This is a genomic window from Acidimicrobiia bacterium, from assembly GCA_018057765.1.
Classification (GTDB): domain Bacteria; phylum Actinomycetota; class Acidimicrobiia; order IMCC26256; family JAGPDB01; genus JAGPDB01.
This window is the reverse complement of the sequence record JAGPDB010000010.1, coordinates 13486-29150: the sequence shown is the minus strand read 5'-3', so window position 1 is coordinate 29150 and position 15665 is coordinate 13486. Positions and strand designations below refer to the sequence as shown.

15 protein-coding genes are annotated in these 15665 nt (G+C 36.3%); 5 read left to right on the top strand and 10 right to left on the bottom strand.

Annotated features, from left to right (window positions below; translation table 11 throughout):
- Positions 1 to 70: 70 nt before the first annotated feature.
- Positions 71 to 1900 (top strand): chorismate-binding protein, encoded by a 1830-nt coding sequence (locus KBF89_04725; GenBank protein MBP9115629.1) that lies wholly within the window; start codon positions 71 to 73, stop codon positions 1898 to 1900.
- Here the strand turns inward: KBF89_04725 and KBF89_04720 are convergent.
- Positions 1884 to 2639 carry a biotin--[acetyl-CoA-carboxylase] ligase gene (locus KBF89_04720; protein ID MBP9115628.1) on the bottom strand — a complete coding sequence of 252 codons (756 nt, stop codon included), beginning with the start codon at positions 2637 to 2639 and terminating at the stop codon, positions 1884 to 1886. The genes KBF89_04725 and KBF89_04720 overlap by 17 nt on opposite strands.
- Positions 2640 to 2738: 99 nt before the next feature.
- Here KBF89_04720 and KBF89_04715 point away from each other — a divergent pair, with 99 nt between their 5' ends.
- On the top strand, positions 2739 to 4517 hold the full coding sequence (locus KBF89_04715; GenBank protein ID MBP9115627.1) for a carbamoyl phosphate synthase: 1779 nt from the start codon (positions 2739 to 2741) through the stop codon (positions 4515 to 4517).
- 67 nt (positions 4518 to 4584) lie between these two features.
- On the opposite strand, the gene KBF89_04710 is transcribed toward KBF89_04715, so the two are convergent.
- The 3 genes from KBF89_04710 to murA all read right to left on the bottom strand — a co-directional run bounded on the left by KBF89_04710 (position 4585) and on the right by murA (position 6998).
- Positions 4585 to 5208, bottom strand: a complete 624-nt coding sequence (locus KBF89_04710) for a DUF4190 domain-containing protein (protein MBP9115626.1) — start codon at positions 5206 to 5208, stop codon at positions 4585 to 4587.
- 198 nt (positions 5209 to 5406) lie between these two features.
- Entirely contained in the window at positions 5407 to 5679 is a 273-nt protein-coding gene (locus tag KBF89_04705; protein ID MBP9115625.1) for a NifU family protein, read from the bottom strand.
- Between the two features lie 56 nt (positions 5680 to 5735).
- Complete coding sequence (gene murA, locus KBF89_04700; GenBank protein ID MBP9115624.1) at positions 5736 to 6998, bottom strand: UDP-N-acetylglucosamine 1-carboxyvinyltransferase; 1263 nt, start codon at positions 6996 to 6998, stop codon at positions 5736 to 5738.
- 149 nt (positions 6999 to 7147) lie between these two features.
- Between murA and glpX the strand changes: the two genes are divergently transcribed.
- The 3 genes from glpX (at position 7148) to KBF89_04685 (ending at position 9781) form a co-directional block, all read left to right on the top strand.
- Entirely contained in the window at positions 7148 to 8146 is a 999-nt protein-coding gene (glpX, locus tag KBF89_04695) for a class II fructose-bisphosphatase (GenBank protein ID MBP9115623.1), read from the top strand.
- A 58-nt stretch (positions 8147 to 8204) separates the two neighbouring features.
- On the top strand, positions 8205 to 8474 hold the full coding sequence (locus KBF89_04690; GenBank protein ID MBP9115622.1) for a hypothetical protein: 270 nt from the start codon (positions 8205 to 8207) through the stop codon (positions 8472 to 8474).
- Between the two features lie 122 nt (positions 8475 to 8596).
- Complete coding sequence (locus KBF89_04685; protein ID MBP9115621.1) at positions 8597 to 9781, top strand: hypothetical protein; 1185 nt, start codon at positions 8597 to 8599, stop codon at positions 9779 to 9781.
- Between the two features lie 96 nt (positions 9782 to 9877).
- On the opposite strand, the gene KBF89_04680 is transcribed toward KBF89_04685, so the two are convergent.
- The 6 genes from KBF89_04680 to atpF form a co-directional block, all read right to left on the bottom strand.
- Positions 9878 to 10126: a F0F1 ATP synthase subunit epsilon gene (locus tag KBF89_04680; GenBank protein MBP9115620.1), complete on the bottom strand. Its 249-nt coding sequence runs from the start codon at positions 10124 to 10126 to the stop codon at positions 9878 to 9880.
- 14 nt (positions 10127 to 10140) lie between these two features.
- Complete coding sequence (gene atpD / locus KBF89_04675; protein ID MBP9115619.1) at positions 10141 to 11583, bottom strand: F0F1 ATP synthase subunit beta; 1443 nt, start codon at positions 11581 to 11583, stop codon at positions 10141 to 10143.
- Between the two features lie 78 nt (positions 11584 to 11661).
- Positions 11662 to 12633 (bottom strand): F0F1 ATP synthase subunit gamma, encoded by a 972-nt coding sequence (locus KBF89_04670; protein MBP9115618.1) that lies wholly within the window; start codon positions 12631 to 12633, stop codon positions 11662 to 11664.
- Positions 12634 to 12737: 104 nt separating this feature from the next.
- The gene (gene atpA, locus KBF89_04665; protein ID MBP9115617.1) at positions 12738 to 14348 is read right to left on the bottom strand and encodes a F0F1 ATP synthase subunit alpha; all 1611 of its coding nucleotides are present in this window, start codon (positions 14346 to 14348) and stop codon (positions 12738 to 12740) included.
- Entirely contained in the window at positions 14341 to 14871 is a 531-nt protein-coding gene (atpH, locus tag KBF89_04660) for an ATP synthase F1 subunit delta (protein ID MBP9115616.1), read from the bottom strand. Before atpH ends, atpA begins: the two co-directional genes overlap by 8 nt.
- A gap of 18 nt (positions 14872 to 14889) precedes the next feature.
- Positions 14890 to 15582: a F0F1 ATP synthase subunit B gene (gene atpF / locus KBF89_04655; protein MBP9115615.1), complete on the bottom strand. Its 693-nt coding sequence runs from the start codon at positions 15580 to 15582 to the stop codon at positions 14890 to 14892.
- Positions 15583 to 15665: the final 83 nt, after the last annotated feature.

The window sequence follows — 15665 nt, the reverse complement described above, 5'->3', positions numbered from 1 at the left end:
TAATTCTAACTGGAATACTCATGCCAGATACCATTAGAGCACATTGTGAAACTAGCATTTAAGAATGGATGTGGATTTTCTAAAAGCTTTATCAATAGCCAGTCGTGAAAATATGCAGTTTTGCATAATCAAAAAAAATTCTTCTACGCAATTGTATACGAATATAGAAGCAGAATATAAGCATCTTGAAGAGGTTCCGTCAGGATCTTTCGTAACTGGCTTTCAAAGTTATGACTCAAAATCTGGCCATTGGTATAAATGGAAGGATGTACAATATTTTTCTCTACAAAAAGATATTGATTATATAAACAACTATTTAGATGACTCCACCGATTTAATTTGGCAAACGAATATGAGCGATAAAGAATTTATAACTAAATGTGGCCAGATAATTGGCGATACGGAAAGAGGAAATTACTTTCTAATAAATTTAACTCGCAAATTATATATCGATAAGATAGTTGACCCTATTAAAGTTGCAATACAAAGCATATTCGATCATGAATGTGAATTCAGGTTTTTTCATTACTCTCCTAGTTTCTCTTATCTTTCATTATCACCTGAAAGATTTATATCAATAAAAAATAATCAAATACTTTCTCAACCAATTAAAGGAACAGCACAAACGTACGATGAGCTGAATAATAATGAGAAGGACCACGAGGAGAACACAATGGTCGTAGATTTAGTGCGATCTGATCTAGCTCGAGTCTGCAGGCCCGGAACTATAAAAGTTGTTGATTTCCATAAGATAACAGCGCACCCAGGTTTGGTACAAATGAATTCTTCTATTATCGGAACGCTTGAAGATAATTTCGATATAAAAAAATGCATTTTAGAACTTATGCCAATAGCATCAGTTACTGGTACACCTAAACCAAGAGTTTTAAAAGTTATTGATGATTATGAAAATAATGATAGAGGTTTATATTGTGGAGCTTTAGGCTGGATTGATTTAGAAAAAAATGAATGTGATTTAAGTGTCGCGATTAGAGGAATCGAATTTCAAAACAACAAAACAACAATAGGTGTTGGTTCAGGAATAACATCTCGATCAATTTCTGAAGAAGAATTTAAGGAAACACAATTAAAAGCAAAACGACTTCAACTACTTGTTGAAAAAGCAGAAAAGTGTACGCCTACAAATGTATTTACTTCAATATTTATAAAAGATATTCATTTTGCATTTGGATACCACCACCATATAAATCGTCTAATTAACTCAATTAAATTTTATGAGATTCCAATAGACGAAAGTACAATTAAGGCAGCAATTATTGAATATTTAAAGAAAAGTAATATTATCGCTGGTCAATTAAAGCTAACTATAGATATGAATGGATTAATAAGCATTCAAAGCAATACAGTTAAAGAAAGTTTTGAAAAGTTTCGGGTATTAGGGATTTCTGTCGATTCAATTGAAGATTTAGAAATTAGATCACCTCAGGTAATAAAAACATATCCGAGAAAACAATACTTAGAACTTATGAGACAAGGTCAACTATTGGCGACTGGAACCATTGACGAATCTATAATTGTTGTATCTGGAAAAATCACAGAATCAACTAGATCAAATGTATTTATTCGTAAAGATAACAAAATATTAACTCCCTTGCTTGGTACGAATGTTATTGATGGGATATTTAGACAGATTATATTTGAACAATTCAGCAATACTGAATTGACATTAATAGAAAAAGATATCTTTGTAGAAGAGCTAGAATGTATTGACGAGTTAATTTTGGTGAATGCATTAAGAGGTGTCAGCTCAATTACCAAAATTGATAGTCAACTCTTTCCGAATTTGAACAAATTTATACCTGGGTTGCCAATTTTAGAATTAGAATTAGAAAGAATTTTCCACGATAATTTAATTTCAATATTTAACGAATGTGAATAATATCGCCTTCACTGAGTTCAATCAAACTTTTATCTTCTAATTCAATAATTATTGAACCACTTTGGGAAATTCCTTTCGCAGTGCCCTCGAATTTATCTCGAATAGTTTCTATTCGTACTTTTTTTGTGATTGTCGAGCTAGCATTCCTATATTGATCAAGTATATTTTTTGGTATAAATGTGTCATCATTAAATCCACATACTCTTGTAATTATTTCTTCTAATAAAGACTTGGGCGATTTATTTATCTTAAAATCATCGAGATAAGAGATATTTTCTAAAGTACTTTTATCATCTCTAACAACATTTAACCCAATGCCAATAATTAAATATTCATCAATTATTTGAGTTAAAACTCCACAGATTTTATTATTTTTTTCATTTTCACCATTTTCAATGATTATATCGTTCGGCCATTTGATGCTCGAAGGTACAGAGTATTCTTGAAGAATCATATTAATAGTTGTTATTATTAATGTAGTATCTAACATTGTGCCAAAGAATTTTGGATAAATAATGAAGCTACTAAGCAAAGCTGAGCTGGGCTCACTTTGCCATTGACGATCACGCCTACCTTTACCATCAGTTTGGAATTGTGCTGTTACAACAGCTTTTAACCAGCTATTTGATCTAGAGAATTCATTCTCAAGCGATTTTATATTGTCTAAACAATATTTATTAGTTGAATCAATCACATCAAAATCAAAAATGGGAATATCTGCAAACGTGCGTTTTATCATTTTGGACTCCCCTGCCTTAAGATAGGCTATATAAATTTATCATTAATTTTAGTATTAGAATTAATGATAAATTTTAATTAATAGCTAACCGGGAGAAAAATGATTAAGAAATTACTGATAGCCAACCGTGGTGAAATAGCCGTAAGGGTAATGCGTACGGCAAAAGAGATGGGTATTAGTACTGTTGCAGTATATTCTGATCAAGATCGTAATTCTCTACATGTACGCCTTGCCGATGAAGCATACGCACTTGGTGGGAATACTAGTGCTGAAAGTTATTTAAATACAGATGAAATTCTAAAGGTAATAGAAAAAGCAAATATAGATGCTGTACATCCCGGGTATGGTTTTTATAGCGAAAATTCTGATTTTGCACAAAAACTTATTGACTCAAATGTTATATGGGTCGGACCAGATCCAAGCGCCATTGAATCTATGGGTGACAAAATATCAGCTCGAGAAGTAGCAAAAAAAGCTAATGTTTCCATGGTTCCTGGTACTGACACTCCAATATTGCAAGTGTCAGAAATTACAGAATTTGGTGATAAATACGGTTATCCGATCGCTATCAAAGCAGCTTATGGAGGTGGTGGTAGGGGTATGCGAGTTGTAAATGCGCCCGATGAAGCCAAAGAAGCATTCGAGTCAGCAACACGAGAAGCACAAAACTATTTTGGTAGACCAGAAGCATACATGGAAAAGTATTTGATTAAACCTCGTCACGTTGAAGTACAAATATTTGGTGATAAAAATGGTAATTATGTTTGGCTGTCTACTAGAGATTGCTCTATACAAAGAAGACACCAAAAATTGGTTGAAGAAGCACCAGCTCCCTTTATATCACCTGAAGTTGAAAATGCGATGGGTGAACAAGCCATTGCTGTTGCGCGCGCATGTGGATATTCAAATGCAGGAACCATAGAAATGCTTTATGTTCCTAAGACTGATACCCAAGAGGAGAATTTCTATTTCTTGGAGATGAACACAAGATTACAAGTTGAACATTGCGTTAGTGAAGAAATTACTAGGTTTGATTTTGTTAAAGAGCAACTTAATGTTGCAATGGGAAATGATTTAAGTTTTACACAGGATGATATTCAAGTTAGTGGCCACTCAATTGAGTGTCGTATAAATGCTGAAAATACTCATTCAGGATTCATACCCTCACCAGGCAAAATTGAATCTATTACTATTGCACAGGGTTTAGGAGTTAGATTTGACGGAGGCTACGAAGCTGGAGATGAGATATCGCAATATTACGATAATTTGATTGGAAAATTGATTGTATGGGCTCCAACTCGTGATGAGGCAATAAAAAGACTTTCTCGTGCTATCGATGAAACGAAAATATCAGGTGTATTAAATACACTTTCCGCACAAAAATATATGATTGAAACTGAAACATTTGCTAATGGCAATCATCATACTAAGTGGGTTGAAGATGAATTAGATCCGACAATGTGGTCTAGCCAAAGTGATGATATAAATGCGACAAATGAAGTTGAAGATCACCAACCATTTTCAATGATTACTGAAGTTGACGGAAAACGTATTGATGTCACACTCTATGTTCCTTCGAATATGTCATCTGGGGGTACTAATACTTCTTCAAGTAGAAAAAGAAAAAAACCGAAAAAAATTAGTGGAGGATCACAATCACAAAGCTCCGGAAACGTTATTGCACCTATGCAAGGTACAATCATTTCTGTCTCAGTAGAATTAGGCCAAACAGTAACTAAGGGTGATTCGCTATGCGTCTTAGAAGCAATGAAGATGGAAAACCAAATTAAAGCATCTATAGATGGAACAATAAAAGATATCCTTATTACATCTGGTGATCTCGTAGGTGTTGGTGATTCACTAATAATAATTGAGTAATTTTTATATAAAAAAAAGAGAGGTTATTAGCCTCTCCTTTTTAAATTAGTATTGGATCTATTGTTTATTAAGAATAATCTACATTCTCTACTCTACAAGTTGCAGCTAATGTTGAAGTATCTAGATATATAGTGGTATCAAACGATTCACTATCTCCTGGACTTAAATTATCCACGTATGCCGTTGAAGTATCAGAGTAGTAATCGTCATCAGAATCTTCGCAATATACAATTATTTCATAGCTTGCATCAACATCACTATCGTTATAAATAGTTGCAGAATAAGTTATTTCACCGTCAGATTCAACGAGAACATCTTGGTTTGATATATCATAATCACCAGTGCTTACAGTATCTCCAGATTGATCATCAGAACTTTGGTAGTCAGAATAAAGTTTACCATCATTAAAAATGTCTATTCTATTTACAGAATCAACGAAAACAAATGCTAAAAGAACCCAAGAGATTATTGCAATAATAGACAAAACCACTGAAATCCATCCGAGGATGATACCAGCTTTTGCTTGGCCTTCACCTTCACCACCCATTTCTTTTGCTTTTTTCTTACCTGACATACCAAGTATGATCGCAGGAATACCAGCAAAAAGAGCACAGACAGTTACACCCAAGATACCCGCGATCATCGCAAACATTGCCGTATCATTTTTTTGAACACTTTGGCCAGGAGGCATCGGTGGCATCTGGGGTGGCATTGGCGGTTGTTGGGGTGGCATTGGCGGAGTTGGGATTCCACCCGGTTGATCACCCGGTGGGTTAATTGGCGGCATAGTCATATTATTCCTTACGTTCGATTATATTGATTAGTAATTATAGGCTGTATATAAGATTAAAGTGTGGATAAAATCCGAAAATATGACTTCTGCGATAGATTAAACTTCAGATACTTCTTCATTTGATGATTCACCATCATTAACAACACCTGTTATACCAGGAACTCTATCCATAACAATACGCTCTACCCCAGCTTTTAAAGTCATAGTAGATATAGCGCAAGTGCCGCAAGCACCTAATAAAGCTACATGGAGAATACCATTAGCATCAACTCCAATATATTCAATATCTCCGCCATCACTTTGTAATGCTGGTCTAATAACATCTAATGCAGCGAGAACCCCGGCTTCAAGATTAGCGTCATGTAGCATTTCGGTCATTTTGTTTCCTTTGTGGTATTTATCTAGCGAGATTTATATATTATATATTAATTTGATTCCCATTTTACATCAGCACCGAGTTTTGTAAGACTTTTAGCTAAATCGTGATAACCACGCCACACATGCATAGTATCATGAACCACTGTTTCACCATCTGCAACTAACCCTGCCAAACATAAAGCGGCCCCTGCACGAACATCAGCTGCGCTTACCTGTGCTCCACTCAAACGATCCACTCCACGAATAACACAGTGTCTACCTTCTGTACGAATATCTGCACCCATTCTTACAAGCTCTGTAGTGAAGGCAAATCGATTGTCATAAATATTTTCGGTAATAATACTTGTTCCTTTACTTACGCTCATAAGCGTCACAGCAAAAGGCATATAGTCTGTTGCAAAACCAGGAAAAGGTAATGTTGATACATCAACACAATTCAATGGCGTATCTGCCATTGCCCATATACCATCTTTTGTTGGTGATACTTTCATACCCATATCTCCAAGTTTTAATACAACCATTTCTAGGTCAGAAATAGCAATACCCTCTAAAGCAATTTCGCCACCTACTATTGCACATGCCATTAAAAACGTTCCAGCTTCAATACGATCACCTACTATTGAATGTGATGTTGGCATCAATTCATCTACTCCAGTAATAGTTAGAGTTGAAGTACCAGCGCCTTCAATATTTGCTCCCATTTTTGTTAAAAAGTTACATAAGTCTTTTACTTCTGGCTCGCGAGCAGCATTTTCAATTACAGTTTCGCCTTTGGCCAAAACAGCTGCACAAAGTATATTTTCAGTTGCTCCAACGCTGGGAAATTCTAATACTATTCTCGCGCCAACAAGTTTGTCTACATATGCTTCAATATATCCTTGCTCTAATTCTATAGTCACACCCATTTTTTCTAAGGCACGAAAATGCATATCTAATTTTCGCAACCCAATATTGTCTCCTCCAGGCATTGAAACTTTTGCTTTACCAACTGTTGCCAATAATGGTGAAAGTACATTTATTGATGCGCGCATTTTAGAAACTAACTCATAGGGTGCTTCTGGCGTTAATTCAGCAGAGGAATCTATTGAATAGCATGTATCATTTTCTTTTACGACTTTTGCACCAATTGACTCTAAAAGTTCACACATTATTGATAGATCTGCAACTGAATTCATATTAGATAAAGTAGTTTTCCCACGAGCCATTAAAGAGGCGGCCATTTGTTTGAGTCCTGCATTCTTTGTCATTCCAGATACGCGAACAGTGCCGTTTAAAGGTTTGGTACAAGGGTGAACTATGAGACGATCCATCTATATATTCTAGCTTTATCTTCGGAATATTATCTATTTGCAAATATATGACATTTAATAAAATATTTCCTCTAAGTATGGTTTTATATAATAAACAAAATAATACTACTTGCCTCGTTATCTAAATAATTGCGACTAATCTTGTAGAGATGTCTTTAGATAATCAAAAAGAAGTGCCAACTCGAAATATCGCACTTGAATTAGTTCGTGTGACCGAAGCTGCAGCACTTGCTAGTGGTAGGTGGCTAGGTAGAGGCGATAAAAATGGTGCTGATAAGGCAGCAGTGGATGCTATGCGTATAGTTTTAAACCAATTATCAATTGAAGGTACAATAATTATTGGTGAAGGTGAAAAAGACGAAGCACCAATGCTATTTAATGGAGAGAAGCTAGGGCTAGGTGGCTCAGCGTTCGATATCGCAGTTGATCCAATTGACGGTACCACCCTAACTGCATATGGACGCGATAATGCAATTTCAGTGATTGCTTTGAGCGAAAAAGGAACTATGTTTGACCCAGGCCCATTAATGTATATGAACAAAATAGCAGTGGGACCTAAAGCTATAGGTTCAATAGACTTAGATGCAGATGTTAAAACTAATTTAAAAAATATTGCAAGTGCAAGTAGCTGTCAAGTAAACGATTTAACAGTGGTTATTTTAGATAGGCCAAGACATGAACAATTGATAAAAGATGTTAGAGATGCGGGTGCACGTATTAAATCAATTCAAGACGGAGACGTCGCTGGTGCAATTGCTGCTAGTTGGGAAGGTTCTGGAACAGATGTATTGATGGGTATCGGTGGTACCCCAGAAGCAGTAATTTCTGCAGCAGCATTAAAATGTTTAGGTGGAGAACTAATAGGTAGGCTATATCCACGCAATGAAGCGGAAAAAAATCTGGCACAAGATTTAGGGTATGACCTAGATCAAATATTAACTACAGATGATTTAGTCTCAGGTAAAGATGTATTTTTTGCTGCAACTGGAATATCGAATGGTGATTTTTTAGATGGCGTCCAGTACTTTGGTAATGGGGCAAAAACATATTCACTGTCAATGCGAAGTAAATCAAGGACAATACGTCTAGTTGAAGCACAACATCATTTAGACAAATTACGTGAATTCTCTGCTATAGAATTCGAATAATTACAATTAAACACTTATTTCCACCATTTCTCTCTTAAAACAAGATAGTCTTAATGTTATGCTTCCTGAATTTTTTGATCTATCACACATGCGAATTATCTTTGTAATTTTAGGTGTTATAAGTTTATTGGTTATGTTTATGGTAATTAAACATGTAGAGAAACCAATGCTTCGAGTAACTGTTGTTGGCTTTCTTTTAATTTTTGTTTACGTAAGCTATATATCATTTAACAGGCTTGGAGAATGCCAAAAAAATGGAACTGAATGCTCGATTCTTAACGTAAAAATTCCAAATGTCAATTCAGGTTCTAACGATTTAAACTCTTAAGCGAATATTGCTCTATTTCACGAATAACGCGAAATAGATAACCTAAATAGCACTTTATATGTAGTGACTTTTCTCCGATTATATGTCAATATGAATATAACAACTAATTTTTAAGGTTTTTAATGAGTAAGCGATCAGTGAAGGTAAATGCATTTTTTCCAAAACGTATATTTGCGCCTGATATTTGGGGAGCAGAAACTGAGAGCGGCGAAATACAAGAGTTCGACGAGCATAACATAGTCTCTAAATTTGCAGCAAAAACAATTCCATCTTCAAATAGTTTTTCAACACGTGGACAAAAATATGCATCGAACGAGCAGAATGAATTTGGGTACATTGGGAACTACACAGATGAAGCACCCCAAACACCAATATATAGAGCAGCGTTAAAAACAAATTATGATTTTCCGCAAAAACCACATGAACATAGTTTTGCAACAAGTACTTTTTCCGATGTGGCACCATTATCGGCTTCGCTACCACAAAGTCAATCACATGAAATATTAAATTATCAACATGATATAGATGCTCAACGAACAGATGAAAAAGTATTAGCATTTGAACAATCAGAGTTAGATAATGAATATGTTCTAAGACAACAAGATATAGGTAATGATCCGTTTATTACTCACCAAGCTTTAACTACGACAGATCTAAATCCAAGTATTAACTACGAGCCTAATTTCACTGAAGAACAACCAATAGTTCAACTCGAACCTATATTAGAACAAAGTTATATCGAATATGATGTTCAAGATACAAACCAAGATGTACCAAACGCCTATGAAGATATATTTAATTATCAAAATCAATTTCCAAACAGTACATTTCCTATAGATACCGCTAATCAAATACCAATTTCAGATTATGAACACTTAATGGCTCCAAGCGAAGTATCACAGCAAATGGTAGAAGAAGTGAACAATGATTTTGACTATTCAATGTTTAGAGGCAATGAAGTTCACGACACAAAGAATAATACTCTACAATTCGAGAACAATGATTTTGTAACATCAAAGATTAAAGTAGCGCAAGATGAAGAGCGTGAACAATCAAAGAATTTTACAGAACTTGTATTGAATTATAAGAAAGAAATACTTATAATCATAGCTAGTATTGTGTTTATTTTGTGTACTGCTGTTTTGTATATTGGTTTCACATCATCAAGTGATTCAAAAAGCATTCCTGTTCCTACGAATCTAAAGACTGGAACTTCAAATGAAAAGCCAGTGATCATTGTACCTAGTCAAAATGATGCTGGCAACCAACCTACACTTGATCAAAATGGCAACCCTATAGGACAATAATTATTTTAGTTATTTTATTGCTAGTCTTATAATAGGGTTTCAAGTTTTCTTAACTTTACTTCAATGGGCATTGTCCAACTTGGGACCCATTGTTGATTAGACAGCTTTAGCGTCGTCGGAGATTATACGGACTTCGTGACTATTAACTTCAACAAAACCAGTTGTACTCTCAAAAGCAATTTCAACATCTTCGTTTATAACACGAATTTTGCCAGGTGATAAAAGACCAAGAAATGGTTCATGCCCTTCTAGAAAAGCAAGATCACCATTTGTAGTTCTACAAACCACCATCTCAGCTTCTGAAGAGAACAAGACTTTTTCTGGTGTAACAATTTCGACGTTCATAATAACCTAATCTATTAGCTTTCACTCAAAGTCTTAGCCTTTGCCAATACTGATTCAGCTCCACCAACATTGAAGAATGCTTGTTCTGGACAATGATCTAAATCACCATTAGTAATTGCTTCAAAACTTTCAACTGTTTCTTGAGTTGTACAATAAACACCTTTAAGACCAGTGAAAACTTCACCAACAAAGAATGGTTGAGATAAGAATCTCTGAATTTTACGTGCACGAGATACTGTAATTTTATCTTCTTCGCTCAATTCATCTAAACCAAGAATTGCAATAATATCTTGCAGTTCTTTATATCGTTGTAATATTTCTTGCACTCTCAAAGCAACTTGATAATGACGATCCCCAACAACTTCTGGTGAAAGAATGTTAGAGGTAGATGCTAGTGGGTCTACAGCAGGATAAATACCTAGTGAAGCTATTTGACGGCTCAGTTCGGTTGTAGCATCAAGGTGAGTGAAAGTTGTAAATGGAGCAGGGTCTGTGTAATCATCTGCAGGAACATATACTGCTTGAAGAGATGTAATAGAACGCCCCCTTGTTGAAGTAATACGCTCTTGAAGATTACCCATCTCGTCTGCCAATGTAGGTTGGTAACCAACAGCAGAAGGCATACGCCCGAGAAGAGTAGAAACTTCAGAACCAGCTTGCACGAAACGGAAAATATTATCAACGAATAAAAGAACGTCTTGATTCTTAACATCTCGGAAATATTCCGCCATGGTTAAAGCACTAAGAGCAACACGAAGACGTACACCAGGCGGTTCATCCATTTGGCCATAAACCAGTGCAGCTTTTTCAATAACGCCACTCTCTTGCATTTCTAACCAAAGGTCAGTACCTTCACGAGTACGCTCGCCAACTCCAGCAAAAACTGATACACCACCATGTTGGGTAGCGACACGGTTAATCATCTCAAGAATCAGAACCGTTTTACCAACACCAGCACCACCGAAAAGACCAATCTTTCCACCTTTAACATATGGCTCTAGAAGGTCTATAACTTTAATTCCAGTCTCAAACATTTCAGCTTTTGGTTCAAGATCAGCAAAGTCTGGCGCACTACGGTGAATATCCCATCGCTCGTCAATATCTGTCAATTCTGATTCAGCAATATCAAGTGGCTTTCCAAGAACATTAAATACATGTCCAAGAACACCATTACCTACAGGCACAGAAATACCACGACCTGTATTGGTTACGATAGCACCACGTGTTAAACCATCTGTTGCAGACATACAAATAGCACGAACACGCCCATCACCAATTTGTTGAGCAACTTCTGCTGTCACAACTGTTGATTTATCATCTAGCTCAATAGTTACCTCAATAGCAGTATTGATCTCTGGCAAAAATTCTGGTGGAAATTCAACGTCAATAACCGGTCCTGCGATTGCAACAACACGACCTGTTTTTAGTTCGAGCTTTGTTTCTGTTTTAGAAGCCATATTCTTTTCCTTTATTTTTATAGTTGGTGTTGTTCCACGATGCATTTACGCTACGGGTACGACCCTCACTTGATACACTCATGATTGTGCACCAGTTAAATATTCATTACTTTCAGCAAGTATCATTTCAGGACCAGTTTTGTGTCCTTTTCGAAGTGATTCTGCCCCACTAACAACTTCCATAATTTCTGAAGTTATTGACTCTTGACGAATACGGTTTGCTATTCGAGTTAAATTCGTGATTAGTTCTTCTGCATTATCAGTAGCAGATTTCATCGCTCGTTGGCGCGAAGCTAATTCACTTGCAGAAGCATTCAATAGCGCTGCATATATACGTGCTCGCACATATGTTGGTAATAATGAATCAAGTAGTTTATCTGGGCTAGGTTCAAAAGAGTATTGGGGCGCAACGACACCATCTTTAACCTCAGGTCTTGCATCACCACCTTGTAGTAATTCAGAATCTAAAGGAAGAATTGGTCGCACCAAAACTTCTTGTGATCCAGTAGAAATAAAACGTGTATAAATAATATGAGCTTCATCAATTTCACCAGCAATATAAGCAGCTGTAACTACATCGGCTATGCGAGCAGCATCTTCATAAGTTGGACGCTCAGAGAATCCAGTAAAGCTTTCCTCTATTGCGTATTTACGATAACGAAAATATCCAAGAGTCTTTTTACCCACTGTATACAGTTTGTAACCGCGACCTTGATCTTTTTGTTCTTTTATCTCACCTTCGCCAGACCGCATAATCTGATAGTTATAGCCACCGCAAAGTCCGCGGTCAGCCGCACACACAATATGCGCAACATTTTTTATAACTTCACGAGGTTTAAGTAAAGGACTGATCGAATTCGCACCAGATGCAGCTGCTAAATCTTTAACAGCTTCTGTTAGAGCATTCGCATAAGGTGTAGCAGCTCTAGTTTTATCTTCAGCTTTTCTAATTCTGGACGCAGCTATTAATTCCATAGCACGAGTAATTTTTTTAGTCGATTGAATTGACTTAATTCTGCGCTTTAAGATTCGCTCTTGTCCACCGGCCACTTTATTTACTTTCTCTTATTATTTTGTAGGGTCTGTCTTTACAATCATTTTTATCCACATGTGGATAAATCGTCTAGTAAGGACGGACCTTGCATTTTTAGAATTTATTCTGTTGCTAATACCTTTTCTGATTTTGCTTCACCTAGAGGATCTGCATCAGTTTCTGAACCATCAGCTTCTGGTTCTGGTTTATTTAAATTATTCTTCAATAAGTATTCTTCTTTACATGCTTTTACTGCGTCTTCGAAGGCATTTTGATCTTCGATTTTACCGCTACTTTTAATACCTTTAAGAATTGCTGAATATTTAGTATTAAAAGATTCAAGCAAGTAGCTCTCAAAAGGTTTCACATGAGAAACACTCATATCATCAAAATAACCATTTGTACCAGCAAAGATTACAACTACTTGTTCTTCCATAGGCATAGGCGAGTTCAAGTTTTGTTTTAATAGTTCAACTAAACGATATCCACGCTCTAATTGTTGTTTAGAAACTGCGTCAAGCTCAGAACCAAAAGTTGCGAATGCTTCTAAATCACGAAATTGTGCAAGGTCTAGTTTCAAAGTACCAGCTACAGATTTCATAGCTTTAGTTTGAGCAGCTCCACCAACACGAGAAACTGATATACCAACATCTACAGCAGGTCGGATTCCAGATTTGAAAAGATCATCTTGAAGATAAATCTGACCGTCAGTAATAGAAATAACATTAGTAGGAATAAAAGCAGAAACGTCACCAGCTTTAGTTTCAATAACTGGAAGTGCAGTTAAAGAACCGCCACCTAGTTCATCGCTAAGTTTCGCAGCACGTTCAAGCAAACGAGAATGTAGATAAAAAACATCACCAGGATATGCTTCACGACCTGGTGGACGACGAAGCAACAAAGACATTTGACGATATGCTTCAGCTTGTTTTGAAAGGTCATCAAAAACTACTAAAGCATGTTCAGAGTTTTCCATCCAGTGTTGGCCAATAGCAGCACCAGCATAAGGAGCTAAATATTTAAACACTGCTTGGTCAGATGCAGGAGCACAAACAACAACTGTATAATCCATTGCGCCATGTTCTTCAAGCGTCGCAACTGTTTGAGAAACAGTTGAACCTTTTTGACCAATAGCAACATAAATACATTTAACGCCAGAACCTTTTTGGTTAATGATCGTATCGATAGCAATGGTTGTTTTACCAGTTTTTCTGTCACCAATAATCAGTTGTCTTTGACCTCTACCTACAGGTGTCATAGCATCGATTGATTTGATACCTGTTTGTAATGGTTCACCTACAGGTTGACGAGAAACAATTCCAGGTGCTTGAACTTCCAAACGACGAGTAATAGTTTCACCCAAAGATCCTTTTCCATCAATAGGATCACCTAGTGCGTTAACAACACGACCAATAAGTGAATCACCAACAGGTATTGAAAGAATTTGTCCAGTAGCTTTTACACTTTGACCTTCTTCAATAGATGAAGCTTCACCAAGTACAACACAACCTATAGATTCTTCATCGAGGTTTAAAGCTAAACCTAAAATACCAGATTCGAATTGTAAAATTTCGTTGACAGCGCTTTGTGGCAAACCTGCAACACGCGCAATACCGTCACCAACCTCTAAGACTCGACCAATTCGTGCTTGTGTTATTTTTGGATCAAAGGCAGATACCTTATCAGCGATAGCTTTTGCTATATCTGTACCGTTAATAGTTAATTCAGCCATTGATAGTTTCCTTTAATTTAGCTAGACGAGATTTTACAGATCCGTCAATAATTTCATCTCCAACATTTGCAATTATTCCGCCCATTACAGATTCATCAACAATTACTTTTACATCTAGATCTTTTCCAGTAGTTTTACTTAAAGCTTTTGCTATTTTCGCTATTGTTTCGTCATCTAGTGCAATAGCAGTTCTGATAGTTGCAACTTCTTTTGAGCGAGTTTTTGCTGCTTCTTGAACAAAAGCATCAACGATCTCATCAATTAAGCCAGTATGCTCACTTGCTACCAACATAGAAATAATTCCTTTGGTTGCATTTAGTGCTTTACCTTCTAAAATAGTATCGATAACAGCAATTCTTTGTTCTATAGCAATATTTGCATCATTTAAAGTAAGTCTTAGTTGGTCATTAGATTTCAATATCGTCGCAAATTGAAATAGTTCATCTTCAATATCTGCAAGACGATTCTCTGCACGACCAATTAAAACTAAAGCCTTTGCATATGCCTTAACTTTTTCACTCATTTTAGACCTAACGTTATTTTAGTTTTTAGAAAGTTCTTCTATATAAGAATTAACAAGCGCAATTTGTGTATCGCGATCTAGGTTTTTCTTGACCAATTTTTCGGCCAAGTCAACACTTAGTGAAGCAACTTGATTTTGTATGTCATCCATTGCACGAGAAGCAGTAGATTTTGCATCATTGTTTGCTTTCTCACGTATTGATGCAGCTTCAGATTCAGCTTTTTTAATTAAATCTGCTTTAACAAGCAATGCTTGTTCTTTAGCTTCATCAATTATTTTTGCAGCCTCATTTTTAGCATCTGCCAATTTCGCATCGAATTCTGCTGATTTATTTGCAGCTTCTTGCATTGATGATTCTGCTGACGCTAGATCTCCACGAATTTTTTCTTCACGGCCAGCTATACCTTTTTTAACAGCAGGGAAACCGAATTTCATCAACCCAACTGCAACTAATAAGAATGCTGCTGAGCCCCAAATTAATTCATTAGTCGCAGGAACTATTGGTGAGGGAGCTGAAAAGCAATCTGTTGTTTCTTTCTCGGCTTCCGCATCAGAAATTTCTTTCTTTTGCACTTTTGCAGCTATATCAGCAATACATTTTTCGTGCTCTCCGGCACCTTCACTAGCATATGCCGATGAAGGAACTAATACTACACCTATAAGCACGGATAATGTTATGAGTGCAAAGCGTACCCTATGGGTTCTGCGCATTTTAAGTCTCCTTTTAGTGTTCCCTGTTATAATCAGTTGATTATTGAGGAGGGTCGCACCTGTCCTCGCAAGTTCGGTCGAGG

Bases quoted from the DNA above. Each gene is read 5' to 3' on its own strand.
- KBF89_04705 (MBP9115625.1), bottom strand. From the start codon at position 5,679: ATGCTACATGACGCTAATCTTGAAGCCGGGGTTCTCGCTGCATTAGAT.
- KBF89_04685 (MBP9115621.1), top strand. From the start codon at position 8,597: ATGAGTAAGCGATCAGTGAAGGTAAATGCATTTTTTCCAAAACGTATA.
- KBF89_04715 (MBP9115627.1), top strand. From the start codon at position 2,739: ATGATTAAGAAATTACTGATAGCCAACCGTGGTGAAATAGCCGTAAGG.
- atpA (MBP9115617.1), bottom strand. From the start codon at position 14,348: ATGGCTGAATTAACTATTAACGGTACAGATATAGCAAAAGCTATCGCT.
- atpF (MBP9115615.1), bottom strand. From the start codon at position 15,582: ATGCGCAGAACCCATAGGGTACGCTTTGCACTCATAACATTATCCGTG.
- glpX (MBP9115623.1), top strand. From the start codon at position 7,148: ATGTCTTTAGATAATCAAAAAGAAGTGCCAACTCGAAATATCGCACTT.
- murA (MBP9115624.1), bottom strand. From the start codon at position 6,998: ATGGATCGTCTCATAGTTCACCCTTGTACCAAACCTTTAAACGGCACT.
- atpD (MBP9115619.1), bottom strand. From the start codon at position 11,583: ATGGCTTCTAAAACAGAAACAAAGCTCGAACTAAAAACAGGTCGTGTT.
- KBF89_04710 (MBP9115626.1), bottom strand. From the start codon at position 5,208: ATGCCTCCTGGCCAAAGTGTTCAAAAAAATGATACGGCAATGTTTGCG.
- KBF89_04720 (MBP9115628.1), bottom strand. From the start codon at position 2,639: ATGATAAAACGCACGTTTGCAGATATTCCCATTTTTGATTTTGATGTG.
- KBF89_04680 (MBP9115620.1), bottom strand. From the start codon at position 10,126: ATGAACGTCGAAATTGTTACACCAGAAAAAGTCTTGTTCTCTTCAGAA.
- KBF89_04690 (MBP9115622.1), top strand. From the start codon at position 8,205: ATGCTTCCTGAATTTTTTGATCTATCACACATGCGAATTATCTTTGTA.
- atpH (MBP9115616.1), bottom strand. From the start codon at position 14,871: ATGAGTGAAAAAGTTAAGGCATATGCAAAGGCTTTAGTTTTAATTGGT.